This window comes from Actinophytocola sp. (genome assembly GCF_050699935.1).
Lineage (GTDB): Bacteria > Actinomycetota > Actinomycetes > Mycobacteriales > Pseudonocardiaceae > Actinophytocola.
Genome location: NZ_JBOHGB010000010.1, coordinates 68,603 through 88,824 on the forward strand (window position 1 = coordinate 68,603; position 20,222 = coordinate 88,824).

A 20,222-nucleotide genomic window follows, 5' to 3' on the forward strand; every position below is an offset into this window, starting at 1 on the left:
CCGGCGCCACCAACCGTGTGAATTTTCGAGCCATTCCGGTGCTGCCGGATTGTCTCCGGACCCGACCAGAAAATATCCAGTGAGAGGCTCGATTTCTCATGACATATACAGAATCCGGAGAAACCTTCAACTGTCGGTGGTGGCCCCGTGGGCCCTCCATTTTACCGACTATCGGAACGACATGTGATGGTGCCGGTTGCGCGAGTCAGCGGGTTCTGGACGTGTTTGCGTTGGTGTCGAGCAGCTTGCTGTTCTCGACCAAGAGCCGCTGGTTGAGAGTACGCAGGGCGACGAGGTCGGCTTCCGTGGTGCGCAGTGCGTCTGGCGCGACTCGTCCGGCCAGCGTTCTGGTGACTGGCACACCGGCTCCCGCGAGCCGGTGTGCCAGTGCCGCCACGCGGCCGCGCTCGTGATCCGCTGGCGCGCACCCCTGGCGGAAGGCCGCACCGCGATCGCGTCGTCGACGCGTTGTGGCCGGACCTCACTCTCGAGCTCGCCCTTCCTCGCCCGCACAAGTCCGCGAGGGCGACATCAACCTGCTCAGCGCCGCCGGCCACACCAGCCATCGTCATGATCGTTCCCCGATGGACGTCTTGCTGCACACCACCTTGGTGTTGGCGTCCGTTCACGGCATCGTGGTACCCACCGCGATTAGCCGGCGGCCACCGCGTGGAGTGACATCGAGACGAGGAGGATCGTGGATGAAGGTCCTTGTCGTGGGGGGTGGGCTGGAGGGACTCAGCATCGCCTACCACCTCGCCGACCGTGGCTGCGAGGTGACGGTGCTCGAGCGTGGGGAGCTGTGCGCGTGCGGGACGGCGAAGTCCAGTGGCGTGGTCCGGTGCCACTACACCGTACGGTCGCTGGCGGCGATGGCCTGGTACTCGGTGGCCGAGCACGAACGGTTCGGCGAGGCGGTCGGGTTCCACCGAGTCGGCTATCTGATCGGGGTCGGACCGGAGAACGAGGCGGCACTGCGGCATAACGTGGCGATGCACCAGGAACTCGGCATCGACTCGCACACCATCGACCATGACGGTGTTCGGGCCCTGTGGCCGGCGGCGCGCATCGACGACTTCGCGGTGTTCGCCCACGAACGGCGGGCGGGGTACGGCGATGCGTATCAGCTGGGGATGGCCTACGCCCAGTTGGCTCGGAGGAACGGGGCGGCGATCCGCCGGCACACGCCGGTAGCCAGGCTCACCACGAACCCGGTCGGGATCGAGCTCGTGACCGGCGAACAGCTCGGCGCGGACCTGGTCGTGTTGGCGGCCGGGCCGTGGTCGCGAGAGTTGGCGGCTACGGTCGGGCTGGAGCTGCCGATCCAACCGCAGCGGGAAGAGATCGTGCTCGTACGGCCCGGTCGAGACTCGCCCGACCACCCTCCGGTGTTCGGTGACCTGGTATCGCTTCAGTACATCAAGCCCGAGCCGTCGGGCGAGCTGCTGTGGGGGAATGCCGACCACACCGATCCGCAGTACGCGGACCCGGACCATTACTCCAACGGTGTCGACAGCGAGCTCGCCGCCGAGAAGATGGCCCACCGGCTTCCGGGTCTGCTCGACCCTCGGATCACCGGTGGGTACGCAGGCATTTACGACGTCACGCCGGACTTCAACCCGATCATCGATCGGGTCGGCGACGGTCTGTTCGTCGCCGCCGGATTCTCCGGTCACGGGTTCAAGCTCTCCCCGGCCGTCGGCCGGTTGGTCGCCGACATGGTCATCGACGGTGCACCCGGGATCCCGCACGTGCACCTGCACGACTTCCGGTTGAGCCGCTTCGCCGATGGCGCCCCGCTCGTCGGCGATCATCCGTACACCACAGTGCGAGGCCACCTCTGAACAAGCCGGCCAAAGGCTCTGCACCGCGGCCGCGGTGTTGGCTCGGCTGCGCGCGGGGGGTCAGACCGCGACCTTGCGGGTGAGCGCCCAACTCGCGGCGAGGCCAGCAGGACACTCGCGACCGAGTCATCATGGCGACCTCGGAGGTCGGTCCCCGGCCCCAGCAGGTGGGTGGTACCCACGGAGTCCTCCGTCAGGCCGACCACCTCGGCGATGTCGGCGCGGCCCTCAACGAGGGGCAGCCGGAGAGTCTGAGCCAGCTGCTGCTGCACCCGGCCGACTCGGAGCCGCCCGAGGCTACAACACGGGCGAACCGCAGGAGGACCTGCACACGTTCGGGCCGCGACTGGTGTCACTGGTCAGCGGGTGGTGAAGGCGATGGGCACGCGACCGACCCGAACGCGCACGCCGAGCGGGTGCGGGACATGGCTGGCGGGGCGACCTGGCGGCGTTGTCGGAGATCGGGGTGCCCGGCGGACACCTGGACCCTCCGCCGGCCGGTGCCCTCGTCGGCGAATTCCGGGCGGCGAGGCTGGTCGTGCGGGCGCCGGCTTGGTGAGCCTGGTGGCCTGATGCGGACAGTGCCGTTGAGCAGCTACGTATTCGGTGTGACGATCGACGGGCGTTGTCAGGTGGGCTCGCGGTGGGGTGTGTCTGTGTTTCGGATGTGGCCGTTGTTCGTGGTGGTGCGCGCACTGGGAGCGTCGCTGATTGCCTGGTGGTCGCCCGCCGACCGCGGCTTTGCCGACGACCAATCGTTCGCCGATTCCGACGTGCCAACCACAGGGCGTGCTTGGGTGGGGTCGACGAAATCACCCGATCCGCGAGGTCCACGGCCGAATGGACGCACCGCCTGCTCCAAAGGTCTGGCGACGACCGACCGCTGTCACCACGCCCGGTGGCTGGCTAGATTCGACCCGGCCGGGGCCACTGACACGACCACCACCGTCCGTGACTTGGCCGCCATGACTGGCGGGAGGATTCGGTGACTGACAAGCAGATCCCGGCAGAGCGCCGACCGCTGTATGGCACCGCGCTGGCAGCGGTGCTCGCCGCGATGGACATTTCGCCGACGGTGGCCCTGTCGGTGCTGAACCTTTCGTCAGGGCCGGACCACGCGCACCGCCCGAAGCCGTCCAGCCAACACGCGGAGACGGCGCGAAACCTGGACATGGCGATCTCCCTGGGTATCGGCGTTCGTGCCATCGAGTCCGCTATGGACGAGTCGGGTACAGGACGTGGTGGTGGCACGGATCCGAACGTCCCCACGCGGCCCCGAGGCCGGCTCTCCGCCGTCCTCGGCCGGTTCCGCGTGCCACTCGACCCGGTACACCCGAACGTTGCTCCACTATGGATAGCAACCGTTCGCAGGCGGTCGCGGCCACGACGTCGTCCCCACCGGGGCAACAGTGGAACGACAGGACGATTGGAGTCACCGATGAGCGGCGACCGTTTTGGCGGCGGGAGTGGCGATGCGGGCGACTGCTTGCCCACCTCCGGCGAGCTGATCGCGGGACTGAATCGGCTGCGGGACGCGATGGCGCAGGTTCAGCATGACATCGAGAACGTGATCGTCCACGGCCACTCACGGGACAACATGGTCACCGCGACCATGCAAGGCACCGGACAGCTCGTCGACATCACCATCGACCCGGACCAGCCCCACCACCGCACCACGGACGACCTCGGCAGGGTCGTCGCCGAAGCGGTCAACGACGCGCTACTGAAACTCGGCGACACCACCAGGGCCCGCATCACATCCCTGCTCACGTCACCGGACGCCGCGTAGCAACACGACCGGCAAGCAAGGCGTCAGGGGCGTGCCGGTCACGACCTGGGTCACCCACACCACGTCCAGGGCGAGGAACGCCGGGTTGCCGGCGATCGCGATGAGGTGCGGGTAGGCGACCAGACCGATGCCGGTGGGCGACGTGCAGCAGGGAGGCGTACTGGCACGAGTGCCGCACCGTCAGGTCCGGGTCCTGGTGGGTGCGGATCGAGGTCAGCGTGCCCAGCACGCTCATGCCGGCTCGGCAGGGCACGTCGTACTCGTACGCGGCGTGGGCAGGAGGGCGGTCTCCGCGGCGCGGCAGGACGCGCTCACGCCGAGCATGGCGCAGCCAGATCGACGGACGCCTCCCGGCCGGAGCCGGTGTCCGCGCCGGGCTCGATCAGCGGGCGCACGGTCGACCACGCCGCGGTACCCGGCGACCGCCGGAACCAGCTGCGCTCCCTCCGTCAGGTTGGCTTGGACGGGATCCGGCGACCCTCGACCTCGTCGGGATCGTCGGTGGTCCACGAGCTCGTGCCCACAATGGACAGCCGCGCTGGGGGGAGCACGATGGTGAGAGATCCGGCTCGAGATCCAGCACGCCCATCGGGACAGCACCCGTGTGGGGGTGCCATCGCAGTGTGGAACGAGACCTCGTCGCTTCATGACCGCGAATGGTGAGGTGCGGGCTTGAAGACAGTGCGGAGGTCGCGCGGATCGCGACCGTCGGCCGCGGCTGCTTCGTCGATCAACGGTCGCGACGCACGGCATCGCTCGCTGAGCATCGCGCTTGCTGGCCGAGTCGAGGCGGTCGGACCGCGGTTGGTCGGGCGTGGTGGTGGGCGAGGGCACCCACTGTTGGTACGGCAACGCCGCCCGCAACTGCACATACCGGGGCCATCGTGTGGTGGTCACACCCGACCAACCGGCCGATGTTGATCAACCAGCACCCGGACATGATCACCGGGGAGATATCTGGCCACCAACGGGGAACTCGATGGCCACCAGCGGGGCGGGTAAACGGCAGCCTACGGGGATTTCACTGGCGCGGACACCGCACGACGGACACCAGCTTCGACCCGACGCGCCGCGCGGACGCGCTCGTGCGCACCGATCGGGTCGTCCTGGCGTCGGGGTGCCGCCGAGGACGGGCTGACGCGACCCGGTGGGTAACGTCGCGGTTCTGTCCGCACCGGAAATCCGCGCCGGGTCGGTGGTCCGAGTCCACTGTCGGAGGGTCTCTTGATGGGTCGAAGAGCCACTGACGCGACCGATTCCCGTAGCTAGCCTCTCCGCCATTGTCTCGGCCGAGAGTCGTTCACGGGAGAGCGCATGCCGTTCGACTTCACAGCGGTGAACAGCGGTGCCACGGCGTGGATACTGGCGAGCGCCGCGCTCGTCCTCCTGATGACCCCCGGGCTCGCGTTCTTCTATGGCGGCATGGTCCGGGCCAAGAACGTGCTGGGCATGCTCATGCAGAACCTCGTCGTGATGGCGTTGGTGAGCGTGCTCTGGATGCTGATCGGCTACAGCCTTGCGTTCGGTGGTGCCAACGGCGTGCTCGGCGGCCTGCACTTCGCCGGGCTGGCCAATCTCGACGAGGTCGTGCCCGGTTTCACCGATGAGGCCGCCATGTCGATCCCGCCGGTCGTCTACGTCGCCTTCCAGATGATGTTCGCGGTGATCACCGCAGCGCTGATCACGGGGGCGACCGCGGACCGTTGGAAGTTCGGGTCCTGTGTCATCGTCATTACATTGTGGACAGTCGTGGTGTACTCGCCCGTCGCGCACTGGGTGTTCTCGCCGACCGGCTGGCTCGCCGGGTTGGGCGTGCTCGACTGGGCCGGTGGCACACTGGTGCACGTCAACGCTGGAGCGGCCGCGCTCGCCTTGTCGATCGTGCTGGGCCGCCGGCGCGGCTGGCCGGAGCGGGCGATGCCACCGCACAACCTGCCCTTCGTCGTGCTCGGCGCGGCATTGCTGTGGTTCGGCTGGTTCGGCTTCAACGCCGGGTCGGCGCTCAACGCGAACGCGCTGTCGGGATACGCCTTCGTCAACACCAACACCGCGGCCGCCGCCGCGCTGCTGTCCTGGATCGCAGTCGAGAAGCTGCGCTACGGCAAGCCGACGACACTCGGTGCGGCGTCCGGCGTGGTCTCCGGTCTGGTCGCGGTCACTCCCTGCGCGGGCTTCATCGGGCCGATCGGCGCGGCGGTTGTCGGGATGCTCGCCGGCGCCCTGTGCGCGTTCGCCGTGGCGTTGAAGACCTGGCTGCGTTTCGACGACTCACTGGATGTGGCCGGTGTGCACCTGGTCGCCGGCATGCTCGGCTCGCTGATGGTCGGTCTGCTCGCGACCACCTCGGTCAACTCGGCGGGCGCGGACGGTCTGTTCTACGGGGGCGGGTACTCGTTGCTGGGCAAGCAGGCGCTGGCGGTGCTCGTCGTGGCGCTCTACTCCTTCTGCGCCACGATGGGGATCGGCGTGCTCGTCGGGCGCCTGATCGGCAACCGCGTGTCACCCCGTGCCGAGCAGGCCGGCCTCGACCTCACGGTGCACGGTGAGGCGGCGTACGAGGCGGGTGTACTGGCGAACTCGAACCGGCCGGTGGCCGCCGTGGCCAGGCCCGCCACCGGAACCGATGCCGTGCCGCAGCGACCGCAACCACGGACGCCATCGCCGGCCTGGCCGCGGCAAGCGCCGCCACAGGCTCCGGACCAGCCGAATCGGGGATCGCCGTGGAATCCCGCCGACTTCGACGGGAATCGTCGATGACCGCGCACGCTGGCGGCACACGTGTTCGCGGCCTGGCCGCCGGATCGTCGCCCGCACGCCGGATGCTCGTGCCCGTCATCGTGATGGCCCTGATCGTGGTACCGGTTGGCTACATCGTGGTGCGGGCGTGGTTGGGCTCGTCCGCCGCGGCGGACGCCGTCGCGGCCGAGCGGCGCGGGGTGGCCTACCTGCGTCCAGTGGTGCCGCTGGTCGCGGCTGTGTCCTCGGCGCAGTCGGCGGCGGTGCGCTTCGACCAGATTCCGGTCGAGGAAGTGCGGGACGCGCTCGCCGACGTCGGCGCGGCCGACGCGGAGCACGGCGCGCGGCTGGGCAGCACCACGCGGTGGACCGCCTTGCGTGACCGGATCAACGAGCTGGTGAAGACGTCGCCAGGCGGGGCCGCCGCGTACCGCGCGTTCGCCGATGTCAGCGACCTCGCTCTGGCACTGATCGCCAAGGTCAGCGACAGCTCCGGCCTCGCGGTGGGCGGCGACCCGGGGTCTCACCGGCTGGCCAGGTCGGCCCTGCAACTGCCGTTGGTGCTCATCGACGCGGGCCGCTACACCGATCTGGTGATGTTGTCCGACCGCGCCGAGGAAGACCAGCGGGCGCGCTACGCGACCCAGTCGTCCGTGGCCAGGGAGCGGCTGGCGAGTTCGGCGGCGGCCGCGGACGACATGCTGCGCACGGCCCTGGGCGCGACCGGAGCCGATGAGCTCGATCCGGCGTTGATCGGCCGGGCGGACGCGTTCCGCACGGCGGCCGGTGATGTCGCGCCGGTGGAGCAGCTCGTCGACGCGGGCGAGTCCCCGCCGCTGCCCGGCGTGGTGGTGTCCGGACGCGACCAGCTCAGCAAGGCCGCGGTGGAGCTCGGCCAGGTCACGTTGGCCGAGTTGGACACCCGGCTCGCGGACCGGCAGGGCACCGTCACCGCGGACCTGGTCGGCGTGATCATCGCCGCGGTGCTCGCGTTCGGCGGTGTGTTGTGGGGCCTGTGGCTGCTGCCGCCGGCGCAACGCGACCGGCGATCGTCCGTAGTCGTGGCTGAGGACGAGGACGACGACGCGTCGGCGGCGGCCGTGTCCGAGGACGACGACCTCGTGCTGCTCGATGCCCGGACCCTGCTCGGCCACGGCGAGCTGGTCCGGGTCGGGCGGGCCGTGCAGCGCAGCCGACAGGAACCGGACGATGCTGAATAGGTTGCTGGTCGGCGAAAAGCTCAACCTGTTCGTCATCGTGCCGCTGGTCGCCATCGTCTTCACGACGGTGCCGCTGGTGGCCAACGAGGCGCGGCAGGCGCACGAGGACTCCGTCGTGGCCGCGAAACTCCGCGCGGCCGGCGCCGTCGCCCCCGTGCTGCGCGACCTCGAGCGGGAGTGGTTGCTCGCCACGGCTTATCTCGCGCTGCCGGACAGCACCGGCGGACCGCTGGTCATCCAGGCAGAGTCCACACGGGACAGAGCTGCCGACACGACCGCCGCGCTGGGGACCTCGTTGACCTCCGCGCTGCGGGCCAGCATCGAGGCACTGGACACATTGGAGCGTACGCGCGCGGACGTGCTGGCCAGGGCGGTCACCGTGGACGAGGCCGGCGCCGAGTACCGCGACGCGGTCGACGAGGTGACCGACGCACTCGACCTCGCCGGCGAGCCGCGTGCCCGGCCCGTCGATCTGCTGCTGCAGGCCGGTGCGCAGAGTACGAGCGCCAGCGCGACGATGCTGGCCGCCGCCGGCGACCAAGGCAGCGTCGGCGCGCAGGCCACCGACGTCGCCCGCGTGTCTGCGGTGGAACGCAGCTACCTCGACCAGTTCGCGCGGCTGGCCCCGCCCAGCGGGAGCGAGCTGGTCACCCAACTCGAGCGAGGTCCCGGTGCGCGGCGGCTCGACGACCTGCGTGTCCGGTTCCAGAACGACCCAGCGGGGTTCGTGCGTTCCGAAGGGCGTGCGACAGTGGTGGCGCGGACGCTGGACGCCACGGATGCGCGACTGGCCCTGCGCGGGCCGGTCGAGGACGCGATCGCCCGCGATGCCGCGGCCGGGGAGGCGGCCGAGCAACGGCGTGCGACGGTCGCGGCCACCGTGTTCGGCGTGCTGTCGCTGGGGCTGGTCGTCACGATTCTCGTGCTGAGCGTCCGGATCAGCCGCTCGGTCGCCAAACCGTTGCGGCGCCTGACACTGGCCGCGGACCGAGTCTCCGAGCTGGCCAACGCCGAACTGATCCGGGTCGCCGACGAGGACGACGACGAGCAGGGGCCGCCCCGGCTCGCGGCGGTCGACGTACGCACCGCCGACGAGATCGGCGACCTGGCCGCGGCTATCAACCGGGTCCAGGCGGTTGCCGCGCTGCTGCTGGAACGGCAGGTGGCCAGCAGGCGCAACGTCGCGGTGATGTTCGGGAACGTCGGGCGGCGCACGCAGAACCTCGTCGGGCGCCAGCTCTCGCTGATCGACACGCTGGAACAAAACGAGCAGAACTCCGAGCTGCTGCGCCGGTTGTACCGGCTCGATCACCTCACCAACAGGTTGCGCCGCAACGCGAACAGCCTGGTCGTGTTGTCCGGGGCGAAGGACGACCAGGAGATCGCCGAGACACCGATGCCGGCCGCCGAGCTGGTGCGTGCCGCGCTGGGCGAGATCGAGGACTTCCAGCGAGTCGAGATCGGCGAGCTCGACGACGTCCTCGTGCGCCCTCGGGTGGCCTCCGATGTGGTCCTGCTGCTCGCAGAGCTGCTGGAGAACGCCACCTCGTTCTCCCCGCCGAGCACGGGTGTCGAGGTCAACGCCGTCATCACCGGCACCGGTCTGCGGATCAACGTGATCGACTACGGCCTCGGCATGTCGGAGGAGCAGCTCGCGCGGGAGAACCAGCGAATCCTCCGCCGCGAGCGACTCGACATCGCCCCGACGAACGTGCTCGGCCTGTTCGTCGTCGGACGGCTCTCGCGACGGCACGGCATCCGTGTGCGGCTGCACTCCACGCCTGGCAGCGGGGTCACCGCGGAGGTGGTCCTGCCTCCGGACGTGCTGCTCACCCAGCCGCCGCGCGCGCCGAGCCGTACCGGGGACACCTCGCGGACCGCGGACCAGACCGAACGAACGACCCGGACCGACGAGATGGACCGCACTGCGCCGGTGGCGCCGGTGGATGACCGCGTGGACAGGCCGGAACCCGACCCGGTACTGGCGCACAGTGCCGCCCCGGCACCGTCCTCACCATCCGGACAGGTCGCCGAGCAGGCGGGCACGGTGCCGGCGACGGCCGGCCTGACCCGTCGAGTGCGGGGCGCCCAACTGCCCGACACCGACCGCACCAGTGGGGCGCGGACGCCGGACGTGGAACGACCGGCGAGCTCGCCGTGGACGGCCGCGCCGTCGCCGGACACCGCCCGGTCGCTGGTGGACGAGTTCGAGGCCGGCCAGAGGCGTGCGATCGAATCGGTCTCGATCGGGCAGCGGACGGGGCAGACCCAGGCCCTGCCGGACCAGAACGCCGCCGCGGCCGAAACCGGGCTCCCGCGCAGGGTTCGCGGTGCCCAGGTTCCGGACACGGACCTGACCAGGAACTCCCGGACGCCTGGCGGTGCGCCCGCGGCGGGCACGGGGCGGGACGCGACCTCGCCGTGGACGGCCGCGCGGTCGCCGGAAGCGGCCCGCTCTCTGGTGGACGAGTTCGAGTCCGGCGTACGGCGCGCGGCCGAGATCCCGGCGATGCGGAGCGAGCCACCGGGACCTGAGACTTCGGACACTGGGACCGGCCTGCCACGGCACGCGCTCCACGAGGACGTGGCAGAGCCGGAGACCGATGAGCCCGAAGCGATCTCCGTCGCCGAGTTCCGCCAGCTCGCCCGCCAGGTGCTGGACGCGGTCAGCTCGATCGTCGGCGGCGCTTCGGCAGCCGCGACCGGCTCACCCGTCGCGTGGTTCCTGCGCGGGGCCGGGGAAACCGGCGACAGGTCCGATGCCGGCCCGGCCGTGCGGCGAACGCCCCGGCCGGCGGGCGCCGAGGAGCTCCCGCGACGGGTGCGGGGAGCCTCGTTGCCGCCGGAGGCACTGCGCCCCACGCGCAGGGGAAGGGTCCTCTACGTGCGGTCGGAGGACCCGGCCGCCGCGCGTGAGGCGGTGCGGATGTTCGAGGCCGGCGTCGCGAGAGCCATCGAGGACGACATTGCGGACATTGATCAGGACGCTGACGGGACGACACGATGAGGTCATTGGCATGACACGCGCACTGAGCACAGAGGCGCAGAACTTCAACTGGCTGCTCGGCAAGTTCGCCGCGGAGACCCCCGGAGTGATCGACGCCGTGGCCGTCTCGGCGGACGGCCTGTTGATGGCGATCGCGGCATCCGGCGACATGCCGAGTGCGGAGCGCCTGGCCGCCGTCGTCTCCGGTATGACCAGCCTCGCCGGTGGTGCCGCGAAGACCTACGAGCTCGGCGGGCTGAACAAGGTGATCATCGACATGGAGCAGGGCTACCTGCTGGTCACCGCGATCAGCTCGGGCTCGGTGCTGGGGGTGATCGCGTCCAACGCGGCCAACCTCGGCAACGTCGCCTACGAGATGACGGCGTTCGCGAACCGGGCGAGCGTCGCACTGAGCCCTCGGCTGATCGCCGAGTTGAAGAGCTCGCTCGGGTGACATGACCGGCGAGGAACCCTTTCTCGACGGGCATCCATCGGATGTCGAGCCCGTTCGGCCATACTTGGGACGACCGCGGCCGAACGGGTACGTGGGCCCGAAAGGCAGCGCGATCGCCCGGCCCTTTCTGCAGACCCGGGGACGCGTCGTCGCCGACACCGACCTGCCGATCGAAGCGCAGGTCGTGTCCACCACGCGTGGAATCGCCCGCCACCGGCAGCTGTCGTTCGAGCGGGGTGACATCGTGAAGATGTGCATCCGGCCGTTGTCCGTGGCGGAGGTGGCCGCGTCCCTGAACCTGCACCTTGGCGTGGTTCGCGTGCTGGTGACCGATCTCAGCGCCGACGGTGACCTCGCCGTCCATGAAGCTCCTGTCGATGCGTCGTACGACGTCAACACATTGCTGAGGGTGATCCGTGGTCTCCAAGCAATCTCCTGACATATCAACAGACATCGCAACAGACATCGCATCGGACCGGCGCGCACCGGTACCGGTCAAGATCGTCGTGGCCGGTGGGTTCGGCGTGGGCAAGACCACGGCCGTCGGCAGCATCTCCGAGATCAGTCCGCTGACGACCGAAGCGGTCATGACGTCCGTGGCAGCCGACGTCGACGACGGCGGACTGGTGCCCGAGAAGTCGACGACGACCGTGGCGATGGACTTCGGGTGCATCACCATCGACGAGAGCCTCAAGCTGTACCTGTTCGGCACGCCCGGTCAGGACAGGTTCGGGTTCATGTGGGACGACCTCGCCAACGGCGCACTCGGCGCCTTGGTCATCGTGGACAGTCGCCGGCTGGACGACTGCTTCCCGGCGGTCGACTACTTCGAACAGCTCGAGCTACCGTTCGTCGTGGGCGTCAACATGTTCGACGGCGAGCTGCACCATGAATTCGACGCCATCCGCTGGGCGTTGAACATCGACGAGGCCACAGCACTTGTGAGCTTCGACGCCCGTGACAGGCTCTCGGTCCGCGACGCGTTGCTCGCCGTTCTCGACCGCACACTGGGTCGCGCGCAGCGCTGATGCGTATGGCAGGTGAACTTGCTCAGTCGGGGTCATCGCCCAGCGTCGGGCGGAGGCGGCGTAGCCGTAGCGCGAGTTGCAGTTCCAGGGCGGGCAGTGGATCGCGCCAGTCCGGGCCGAGTAGTGCGGTGATCCGGTCCAGGCGCTGTGCGACGGTGTTGACGTGCACGTGCAGCTCGGTGCGCGCGCGGTTGAGGTTGCGGTTGGCGGCGAAGTAGGCCTCCAGCGTGTTGACCAGCTCGCTGCCCTTCTGCGCGTCGTGCTCGATCAGTGGGCCGAGCTGGGTGTGCACGAACGCGTCCACGTCCTGGGGTTCCTGCGGGCCGAACAGCAGTCGGACGTAGCCCAGCCCCCGCACATCGGCCGACTCACCCCGGCGTCCCAGCGCGAGGAGCGTGGACAGGCACTGGTGCGCTTCGCGGTAGGCGTCCCGGATGGGGCGCGCCCCGGCGGCGGGACCGGCCCCGCCGGCGGTGACCGTGCAGTCCAGCACCTCGGTGAGCCGACGCACGACCAGCCGTGCCGCGTCGGTCGGGGCGACTCGGGGCAGCGTCAGCACCACCTCACCGTCGCGCAGTGCGGCCAGGCCACGTCGATCCATGGCGAGTCGCGCGGCCGCGGCCAGCGCGCGGCCGCTGTCGATCTCCTCCGCCCGAGCGACCACCACCGCGTGCGGATCGTCCAGGTTGGCCCGCAGCCGCCGCGCCCGTTCCCGCAACATCGCACAGTCGCGTTCCGGGTAGGCCAGGACGTCCGCCAGCAACTCGCCCCGGACCCGGTGCTCCGCATCGGCCACCGACCGCTGAAACAGCAACAACAACGCGGTGACCACGGCCGCACGCTCCAGGACACGCCGATCCGACTCCGGCAACTCTGCGTGCTCACCGAGGACCAGTGTGGCCAGGTGGTCCGAGCCGGCAATCGCGGGTGCCAACCACAAGCGCCCGTCGCTGGTGTCCAACGCGACCGTGCGGCCGGACAACCGGACTTGCCGCGCCGCCGTCAGCAGAGACTCGTCCACATCCGCCGCCGCGGCCAGCACCGTGCCGTCCGGGTCGAGCACGGCGACCGACCCACCGAGCACCTCCGCCACCACCTCCGCCACATCGGCGGCATCACCACCGTGCAACAGCACCGCATTGAGGCGATCATGCGCACTCGCCGCCACCTCCACCGCCTCGGCGTGCCGCTGCACCAACGCCCTCGCCCGGTCCAGCTCACGAAGCGCCGTCTGGCTGGACTGGAACAGACGAGCATTCTCCAACGCCACCACCGCATGCGCGGCCAGCGACGTGGCCAGCGCGATCTCGTCCGGAGGGAACGGACGCGGAGCCCGGTTCGCCGCGAGCAAACCACCGATCACCCGGCCCCCCAACACGAGTGGCACACCCAAGATCGCGTGCACCCCCTCCTCGGCCACCGCGGCATCAACCGAATCACCGTGCACGAACCGGTCATCGCTGTGATAGTCACCCGTCGCATACGGCGTCGCGGTCTGCACCATCAGCCCACCCAGCCCGACACCCAACGGCAACCGAATCGCCCGAAACCGCGCTGACGTCGACCCGTCGGTCACCTTGATGTAAACATCCTGCCGCTCGTCATCAACCAGGTTCAAATACGCCAGATCAGCACCCAGCAGCATCCGTGCACGCCGTACAATCGCCGCCAAGACCGCATCCACATCCCGAATCCCGGTCAGATCGGTCGCCGTCTCATACAGCGCCCGCAACTCGGCCTCACGCAGATGATGCCGCGCCAGCTTCGACCGCACCCGCAACGCCGCCACAACCTCCACCCGCAACCGCTCGACCACCTCAGGTGACGCCCCCTCCTCCCGCGCAACCCGAAGCTGCTCCTCGAACACCTCCGGCGGAGCCTCCTCATCGAGCAACTCGACGAGCGTCCGAACCGTGGGAGCAGGCCAATCTTGCTGGGCCATGCGAATCGCCGCCCGCGGCGTCGCATTAGGACTCACGACCACCACCCGGGCAGGCAGCTGATCTCCGCCGTTGCGCATCACCCGGGTTCGCGAACCTGAGGTGGGACGGGACCGGGACGAGAGGTAGACACAACTGACCCGCGGCGAAAGCCCGAGCACGGACGCCTCATCTGACCTCCTGCGCGCAGGCCTGTCAGGACCGCTGTCCAGGATCAATGTCGGGATCGACAGTGGTGCGGTGCGCGGGCGGTTGCAACCCGGGGCGGTACGGGTTGATTACGCGGTCGGCGCCATCCGGGTGGCGAGCTCGCGCCGGGACCGGATATCGAGCTTGCGCAGCACCTTGCCGACATGCTCTTCGACCGTGCGTTCGGACAGGCACAACGCCGCGGCGATCTGCCGGTTGGTGTTGCCCACCGCGACAAGCGCGGCGACTTCGCGCTCCCGCGGCGACAACGCCGTGCCGTAACCGCGACGGCCCCTCCGATGCGTCACGACGACCCCCCGCTGCCGCAGCAAGCCGCGGCAGCGTCCGGCGTCCCACGAGGCGCCGAGACGCTCGAACTCCGCCAAGGCGGCGCGCAGTTCGGTCGCTCCATCCGCACCGTCCGCGTACCGGCACAGGCCGGCCGCCTCAAGCGCCTGCGCCGCAAGGTACGGCAGCATCAGGCTCCGGTAGGTGTCTGCCACCGCACAGAACTCGGTCGTCGCCTCACCGTGCCGGCCGCATCCGACGGAAAGCCGGGCTCGCGCGTCACGATGCCGCGCGTGCGCGAGCGGGGCATCCAGTCCGGCGACCCCGGCGCCCATCTCGTCGACCAGGGCGTCCGCGTCCACGATCCGGCCCGCCCGCAGATACACGGCGACCGCGGCCGGCACGAGTGGGGACGACCACGCCCAGGCACCTTTGCGTCGTGCGAGGTCGACCAGCCTGTCGATCTCGGCTTCCGCGGACGCCGTCTCATCCCGGGACATCAGCAACCGGGCGAGCGCTGAGCCGGCCATGGCCGGCTCCGGCCCGCACAGGGCCGGCCCGGTCATCCCCAGTACCTCCCGCAGATCGCGGTCGGCCGCCACCAGATTGCCGCGGGCGAGCGCGAGCAGACCGCTCACCAGTTGGGCCTCGACGGCCATGCTGGTCCATTCGCGATGTTGGCGCCGCACCTGGGTGTGCAAGTCGGACCAGCGGCCCGTCAGCCAGCTCAGCCGGATCGTGGTCGCGCCGACCATCCCGTCGACGAATCCCCCGTCCGACTCCTGCCGCAGCTCCGCCGCCCTCGCCAGGAACCGCCGCGCGTGGTCGATGTGCCCGAGCAGCGCGGCCGCGGACGCGAAGTTCACCATGCCGCGCAGCAACTGGACCCGCTGCGCCGGCACCTCGTCCTGCGCGGAGAGCGCCTCAATCGCGGACCACGCCCCCGGGTCTCCGAGGTTCAACAGCACCATCGCCCGGTTGATCTCGACAACCAGCCGCTGGGTCGGGTCGTCGATGCGCGACAGCAGTTCCGTCGCCCGGTCCAGGTCACGCAGGTGTACTGCCACATGCTCCTCGGTCTGGTTCGGGTAGGCCATGACCGACAGCGCCCGAGCAGCGATGTGCGGGCGGGACCGCAGGTCCGCAACAGCCCGCTGCACCTCGGCCCGCCCCTCCCGTTTGTCGCTGTGCCCGTTGAGGATTTGCATGCCCATCAGCACCCGCAACTCACCACGGACCGGTGCGGGCAGGTGTTCGTCGGTAAGCACCTTGCGCAGTACCGACACGACGTTGTGATCACCTGTGACACCGGTACCGGCGGCGCGGCCCAGCTTCACCGCCAGCCTCATCCTCGTCGCGGACGGGACCGCCGAAGCCGACAACAACTCGATCAAGAAGTCGATGGCAGCCGGATAGTCGCCGTGCTGCGCTGCCCGGTCCGCCGCGGCCTCCGCGTAACGGCGCCAATCCCGCAGCTGACCGGCGGCGCGACAATGGCGGGCCAGCCGGGCATGCGGCACCGGGTCAAGTCGCCGCAGCACGCGCGCCGCCGCGGCATGCAAACCGCGCAGTTGTGGTCGGGGCACCGCCGCATGGGCGGCCTCCAGGGCGAGAGCATGACGAAACCAGTACGTCCCGGCGGGACCCGGCCATAGCAGCGCACTGGCCAACGCCTCGGACAGCGCGGCAGCGCCGGTGCGCTCACCCAGCCCGGCAGTGCCGACGAGGTCCTGCTGCGGGCTCGGCACGTGTAGCACCGCGGCCGCGTACACGATCCGCCGAGCCGATCCGCCGAGCCGGCCGAGTCGCTCGCGCACGGAGTCGCGAAGGACAGGCGGCACCACCGGTTCGGCACCATAGTCGGCCCGATCGGCCGGCGACTCGCCGCGGTCATGCAGCAGCCGCAGCAGTTCCTCCACGGCGAACGGCAGACCGGCGGTGCGCTGATGCATGTAGGCAGCGACCGCTCGAGATACTTCCGTGCCGAGGATGGCCGCTGTCTGCGCTCGCACACCCGCGACCGTCAACGGCGCGAGCTCCAGCTCAACGTAGGACACCCCAGTGAGGAGCTGGCTGCCGAACGCGGACGGCGCGTACTGTGCCCGCAGGTCCTCCGGCCGGTAGGTCAGCACGATGCGCAGGTCCGGCGGCGGCTGCCGGGTCAGGTAGCCGATCAGCTCCATCGTGCCCTGGTCCGCCCAGTGGAGGTCCTCGATCAGCAGCACAGCCGGTCCGACCGTGCCGAGAACCTCACGCACGGCGCGAAACTGCCGGTGCCGGTCGATCCGAGGGTCACCCGACGCCGCCGGCGCCGCCGGCAACCATCCGGCCAGCTCCGGAACCAGCGACCGCAACACACCCGCCAACGGCCCCGGCGGCGGGCGGCGCGCAAGCACCGCGGCACCATCGGACAACGCTTCCACGACCGGCCCGAAAGGGAACGCCTCACCGATCGGATGGCAATGCCCGACCAGCACGGCCAGGCCGGCGGCGGGGCCGTCCACGAACGCACCGACGACCTCGCGAAGCAACCGAGACTTACCTACCCCGGCCTCACCAGCGACACACACAACGGTCGGCGCTCCCACGAGCGCGTCACCCAGCGCGGCCCGCTCCCTGTCCCGGTGCACCATCACCGGAGACACCAGCCGTCCCAGACGGATTCTCACCTTCCGTCCCACGTGGCAACCATGCCAGACGAACGTCACAACCGACAGCGCGCTCGCGGGTTCGCCGCTTGGTCGTCGGGCTCGCCGACGGACCGAGGACGACAACACCATGCTGGTTCGATGACCACACAGGCAATGGCGCGGTGCCAGGTCGGGTGTAGGCGTCGCGGGAGGGGAACGACGGATGTCGGCGGTTTCGCCGACGATCGTGGCGGCGGTCGCCGCCACGTCATGTCACCGCGTCATCCGCCGGAACGCAAGCGCCGCACCGCCCGCAGACCTTGGGCAGCTCGCCGTCGATGAACAGTCCGCACTCCGGGCACACCCGCGACAGCCAGCACACCGGGTCACCGCCCGGTGCGGCCTCCGGTGCGGAGCCACCGTTGTCGGGCTCGCGCTCATGCTCGTTGACCGCCACCGCCACACCTCTCCTTCCAGGGACAAGTGTGCCCCCACCCGGATTATCGCCCGCCACGGTGCGGCGTCCTCGGTGCCGCGAGGCTGCCGGCGACACCGACGCGAGCTGGTAGCCGACCGACGCACCGCTGTAGCGCACCCCGGTGTCGAACAACTCAGCGGCCTGCGGCCCGTACATCGCCGCGTGGCAGAGCAACCCGACCGCGATCGCCAGCAGGATCCCGGTGGTCGACTTGGTGTCCAGCAGCACGAAGAAGCCGAACGCCCAGACCACCAGGGCGCCGGCGCCGAGCAGTAGACCGGCCGGCGGCCGACCCGGTCGGACAGCGCACCGAACAACGGATCTCGACCAGCCGGCTGGCCGAGGCCGCGAGCACCGCGTTCAGCGCCACGTCCTTGCTGAGCCCGACCGCACCACCCGCAGCGCTGGTGCGGGCTGCTCGCCCCGCCCGCGCTCCAGTTCGGCGCGCACCTGCTGGTACACCGACGATTCCGACCACGACAGTCGGATCCACAGCCCGACGACCACCAGAACGGCGGCCGGCACGCCGGCTTGTGGCCAGCTGGACCAGAAACCACGGCGGCGCGGGTCGCCGTGCTCGGCGACCATCAGTACCGCGCCGCCCCACTCACCACCAACCGCGAAACCCTGCGACAGCCGGCAGCAGGCCGATCGCGAAGTGCCTACTCCCATGATCAGCAGGCTGACGACCAGCATCCGCTCGCGCCCGATCCGGTCGTCGAAGTGCCCGAACACCAACCCGCCGAGCGGTCGGGCGACGAACCCGACCGCATAGGTCGCGAACGCCAGGATCGTGCCGACCAGCGGGTCGAACTCGGGGAGAACAGCTCGTTGAAGACCAGTGCGGCCGCGGAGCCGAAGAGAAGAAGTCGTACCACTCGACGGTGGTGCCGATCATGCTCGCGGCGACCACCGTGCGGATCGGGGAGTGTGCCACTGCCGGGAGGTAGACATCGCAGGCCCTCTCGCGAGGTCGGAGGTGCTGCGAGCTCGACCCAGCACAGGTGCCCGCACCCGCCGGGGTCACCAGCAGCCGGGCCAGCGGCGGTGCCGCGTTGGCGTAGGGCACCAGCCGGTCCGCCGTGCCCGTGCGCCCGCCCCGGTCACCTCGACGTGCAGCACGGTCCCATCGCCGGCCGCGACCGCCAAGTCCCTCGTCGCCGGCACGACCGGGCTACCGCGGGCCGGCTCGGCGGACGTGCTCGTCCAGCAGCCGGCCCACCACGGCCGGCCGCCCGACGACCAGGCCGTGTGCGGCGTCGGGCGGTTCCGCCTTGATCACCTCGCCGCCGGCCGCCGCGCACCTGGCCGGCATGGCCTCGGTCTGGGCAACCTGGGGCTGCGGCGAGAACATCGCCGCACCCGGCCAGCCGGGCACCTGCCCGAGCGAGCCGAGTCGAATGCCGAGCTGTCGCTTGATCACCTGGTCGTCGGCGGCACGCAGCCAGCACCGGTAAGCGCGGCGCGGCGGTGGCGAACGCGCTGGTGTCGCACCAGCGGCCGGAGCGTTCGTCGGGGAGGGCAAGACCGATGCCAAGGACGCCCGAACGGCTTGGCATGATCATTGATACTCCCTGTGTCGTCGGGGCAGCGGTACGGACGTCGTCGGTACCGTGCCGCGCGGCCGGGGCATGGCCAGCGCGTCGACGGTCCACGACGGACGAACCCCGAGGTCGGCGGCCAGCCGCGCCCGGCACGTGACGAACACCGCACGCGCAGCGGCCGGATCACCAGTGGCGAGGCACGCCTGCGCCAGCAGGCGGTAGGCGACCTCCCGATACGGGTCGGTGGAGATCACCGACCGGGCCAGTGCCGCCGCGCGCCCGACCATCCCGGCCGCGAGCTCGGCCCGCCCGGCATGCACCGCGAGATCGAGGTAGGTCGCCTGCGCGGCCTCCCGGATCGACTGCGCCCACTCCAGGCACGGGGCGTCGGCGAGGAACGGGCCCCGGTAGAACGCGACCGTGGCTCTGGCCAGACCGGCCATGCGCGCCGCATCCCGTTCCGCGCCGGCCAACCGGGCGAGCCGGTGGAACTCGTCGATGTCCAGCCACACGGCGGAGTCGAGCCTGATGAGGTCCGCGTCAGCATGGATGAACGCCGTCGGGGCGTGGGGCGTCCGGTCCGGTTCGAGAGCCTGGTTCAGCGCGTGCAGCGTCACCCGCAGCCGGCCCGCTTGTGATCTCGACGGCGCGTCCGGCCAGAGCAGACCGGCCGCCGACTCGCGGCTGACCGCGTGTCCCGGCCGCGCGCACAGCAACCAGAGCAGCTCCCGCGCCTTGCGCCGCCCCCACGCGCCGGGGGTGATCTCGACGCGGTCCCGGATCGCGTGGAAATCGCCGAGCGTGCGTACCACCAACCGCCGCCCCCGCCGCGGCCCAGTCAAGATCATATCGGCAGGTTAGAGGCTCCCGGCCGGAATGTGACCGTGTCGACCCGACACCACTATGTGCTCGGGATGGTTGTTCGCCCCACCCCTATCGGCACCCACTGCCCAGCGGTGTCAAGAGGAACGGGACTGTTCCAAGATCGGTGTTTCCGGCCCGACACGCCGGGCCGAAGGTCTGGCGGGATGGGCACTGTGAGTGATGACATCGGACCTTGTGAGTCCACGCAAGCGTGACAAGCCGGCGCGAGAGC

At 70.2% G+C, this 20,222-nt stretch carries 13 protein-coding genes and 2 pseudogenes; 8 read left to right on the forward strand and 7 right to left on the reverse strand.

The window, feature by feature from the left end:
• Positions 1-205 precede the first annotated feature (205 nt).
• Positions 206-361 carry a hypothetical protein gene (locus tag ACRDTB_RS06510; protein WP_431429051.1) on the reverse strand — a complete coding sequence of 52 codons (156 nt, stop codon included), beginning with the start codon at positions 359-361 and terminating at the stop codon, positions 206-208.
• A gap of 340 nt (positions 362-701) precedes the next feature.
• Here ACRDTB_RS06510 and ACRDTB_RS06515 point away from each other — a divergent pair, with 340 nt between their 5' ends.
• The 8 genes from ACRDTB_RS06515 (at position 702) to ACRDTB_RS06550 (ending at position 12,057) form a co-directional block, all read left to right on the forward strand.
• Positions 702-1,844: an NAD(P)/FAD-dependent oxidoreductase gene (locus ACRDTB_RS06515; RefSeq protein ID WP_431429052.1), complete on the forward strand. Its 1,143-nt coding sequence runs from the start codon at positions 702-704 to the stop codon at positions 1,842-1,844.
• Positions 1,845-3,282: 1,438 nt separating this feature from the next.
• Positions 3,283-3,633 (forward strand): YbaB/EbfC family nucleoid-associated protein, encoded by a 351-nt coding sequence (locus ACRDTB_RS06520; protein ID WP_431429053.1) that lies wholly within the window; start codon positions 3,283-3,285, stop codon positions 3,631-3,633.
• A gap of 1,314 nt (positions 3,634-4,947) precedes the next feature.
• Complete coding sequence (gene amt, locus ACRDTB_RS06525; protein ID WP_431429054.1) at positions 4,948-6,390, forward strand: ammonium transporter; 1,443 nt, start codon at positions 4,948-4,950, stop codon at positions 6,388-6,390.
• The gene (locus tag ACRDTB_RS06530; RefSeq protein ID WP_431429055.1) at positions 6,387-7,589 is read left to right on the forward strand and encodes a hypothetical protein; all 1,203 of its coding nucleotides are present in this window, start codon (positions 6,387-6,389) and stop codon (positions 7,587-7,589) included. Before amt ends, ACRDTB_RS06530 begins: the two co-directional genes overlap by 4 nt.
• Positions 7,579-10,596: an ATP-binding protein gene (locus ACRDTB_RS06535; protein WP_431429056.1), complete on the forward strand. Its 3,018-nt coding sequence runs from the start codon at positions 7,579-7,581 to the stop codon at positions 10,594-10,596. Before ACRDTB_RS06530 ends, ACRDTB_RS06535 begins: the two co-directional genes overlap by 11 nt.
• 10 nt (positions 10,597-10,606) lie before the next feature.
• Entirely contained in the window at positions 10,607-11,029 is a 423-nt protein-coding gene (locus ACRDTB_RS06540) for a roadblock/LC7 domain-containing protein (protein ID WP_431429057.1), read from the forward strand.
• Position 11,030: 1 nt separating this feature from the next.
• Positions 11,031-11,468 (forward strand): DUF742 domain-containing protein, encoded by a 438-nt coding sequence (locus tag ACRDTB_RS06545; RefSeq protein ID WP_431429058.1) that lies wholly within the window; start codon positions 11,031-11,033, stop codon positions 11,466-11,468.
• 13 nt (positions 11,469-11,481) lie between these two features.
• Positions 11,482-12,057 (forward strand): GTP-binding protein, encoded by a 576-nt coding sequence (locus tag ACRDTB_RS06550; RefSeq protein ID WP_431429063.1) that lies wholly within the window; start codon positions 11,482-11,484, stop codon positions 12,055-12,057.
• Positions 12,058-12,079: 22 nt separating this feature from the next.
• Here the strand turns inward: ACRDTB_RS06550 and ACRDTB_RS06555 are convergent, their stop codons facing one another.
• The 6 genes and pseudogenes from ACRDTB_RS06555 to ACRDTB_RS06580 all read right to left on the reverse strand — a co-directional run bounded on the left by ACRDTB_RS06555 (position 12,080) and on the right by ACRDTB_RS06580 (position 19,974).
• Positions 12,080-14,077, reverse strand: coding sequence for a helix-turn-helix domain-containing protein (locus ACRDTB_RS06555; RefSeq protein WP_431429065.1), 1,998 nt, complete (start codon positions 14,075-14,077; stop codon positions 12,080-12,082).
• Positions 14,078-14,275: 198 nt separating this feature from the next.
• Positions 14,276-15,823, reverse strand: a complete 1,548-nt coding sequence (locus ACRDTB_RS06560) for a helix-turn-helix transcriptional regulator (protein ID WP_431429066.1) — start codon at positions 15,821-15,823, stop codon at positions 14,276-14,278.
• 798 nt (positions 15,824-16,621) lie between these two features.
• Positions 16,622-17,254, reverse strand: a pseudogene (locus ACRDTB_RS06565) (AAA family ATPase); the annotation flags it as partial.
• A 397-nt stretch (positions 17,255-17,651) separates the two neighbouring features.
• Positions 17,652-18,480: pseudogene (locus ACRDTB_RS06570) on the reverse strand (MFS transporter); the annotation flags it as partial.
• A gap of 276 nt (positions 18,481-18,756) precedes the next feature.
• Positions 18,757-19,005, reverse strand: coding sequence for a hypothetical protein (locus ACRDTB_RS06575; RefSeq protein WP_431429059.1), 249 nt, complete (start codon positions 19,003-19,005; stop codon positions 18,757-18,759).
• Positions 19,006-19,143: 138 nt separating this feature from the next.
• Positions 19,144-19,974: an AfsR/SARP family transcriptional regulator gene (locus ACRDTB_RS06580; protein WP_431429060.1), complete on the reverse strand. Its 831-nt coding sequence runs from the start codon at positions 19,972-19,974 to the stop codon at positions 19,144-19,146.
• Between the last annotated feature and the right edge of the window lie 248 nt (positions 19,975-20,222).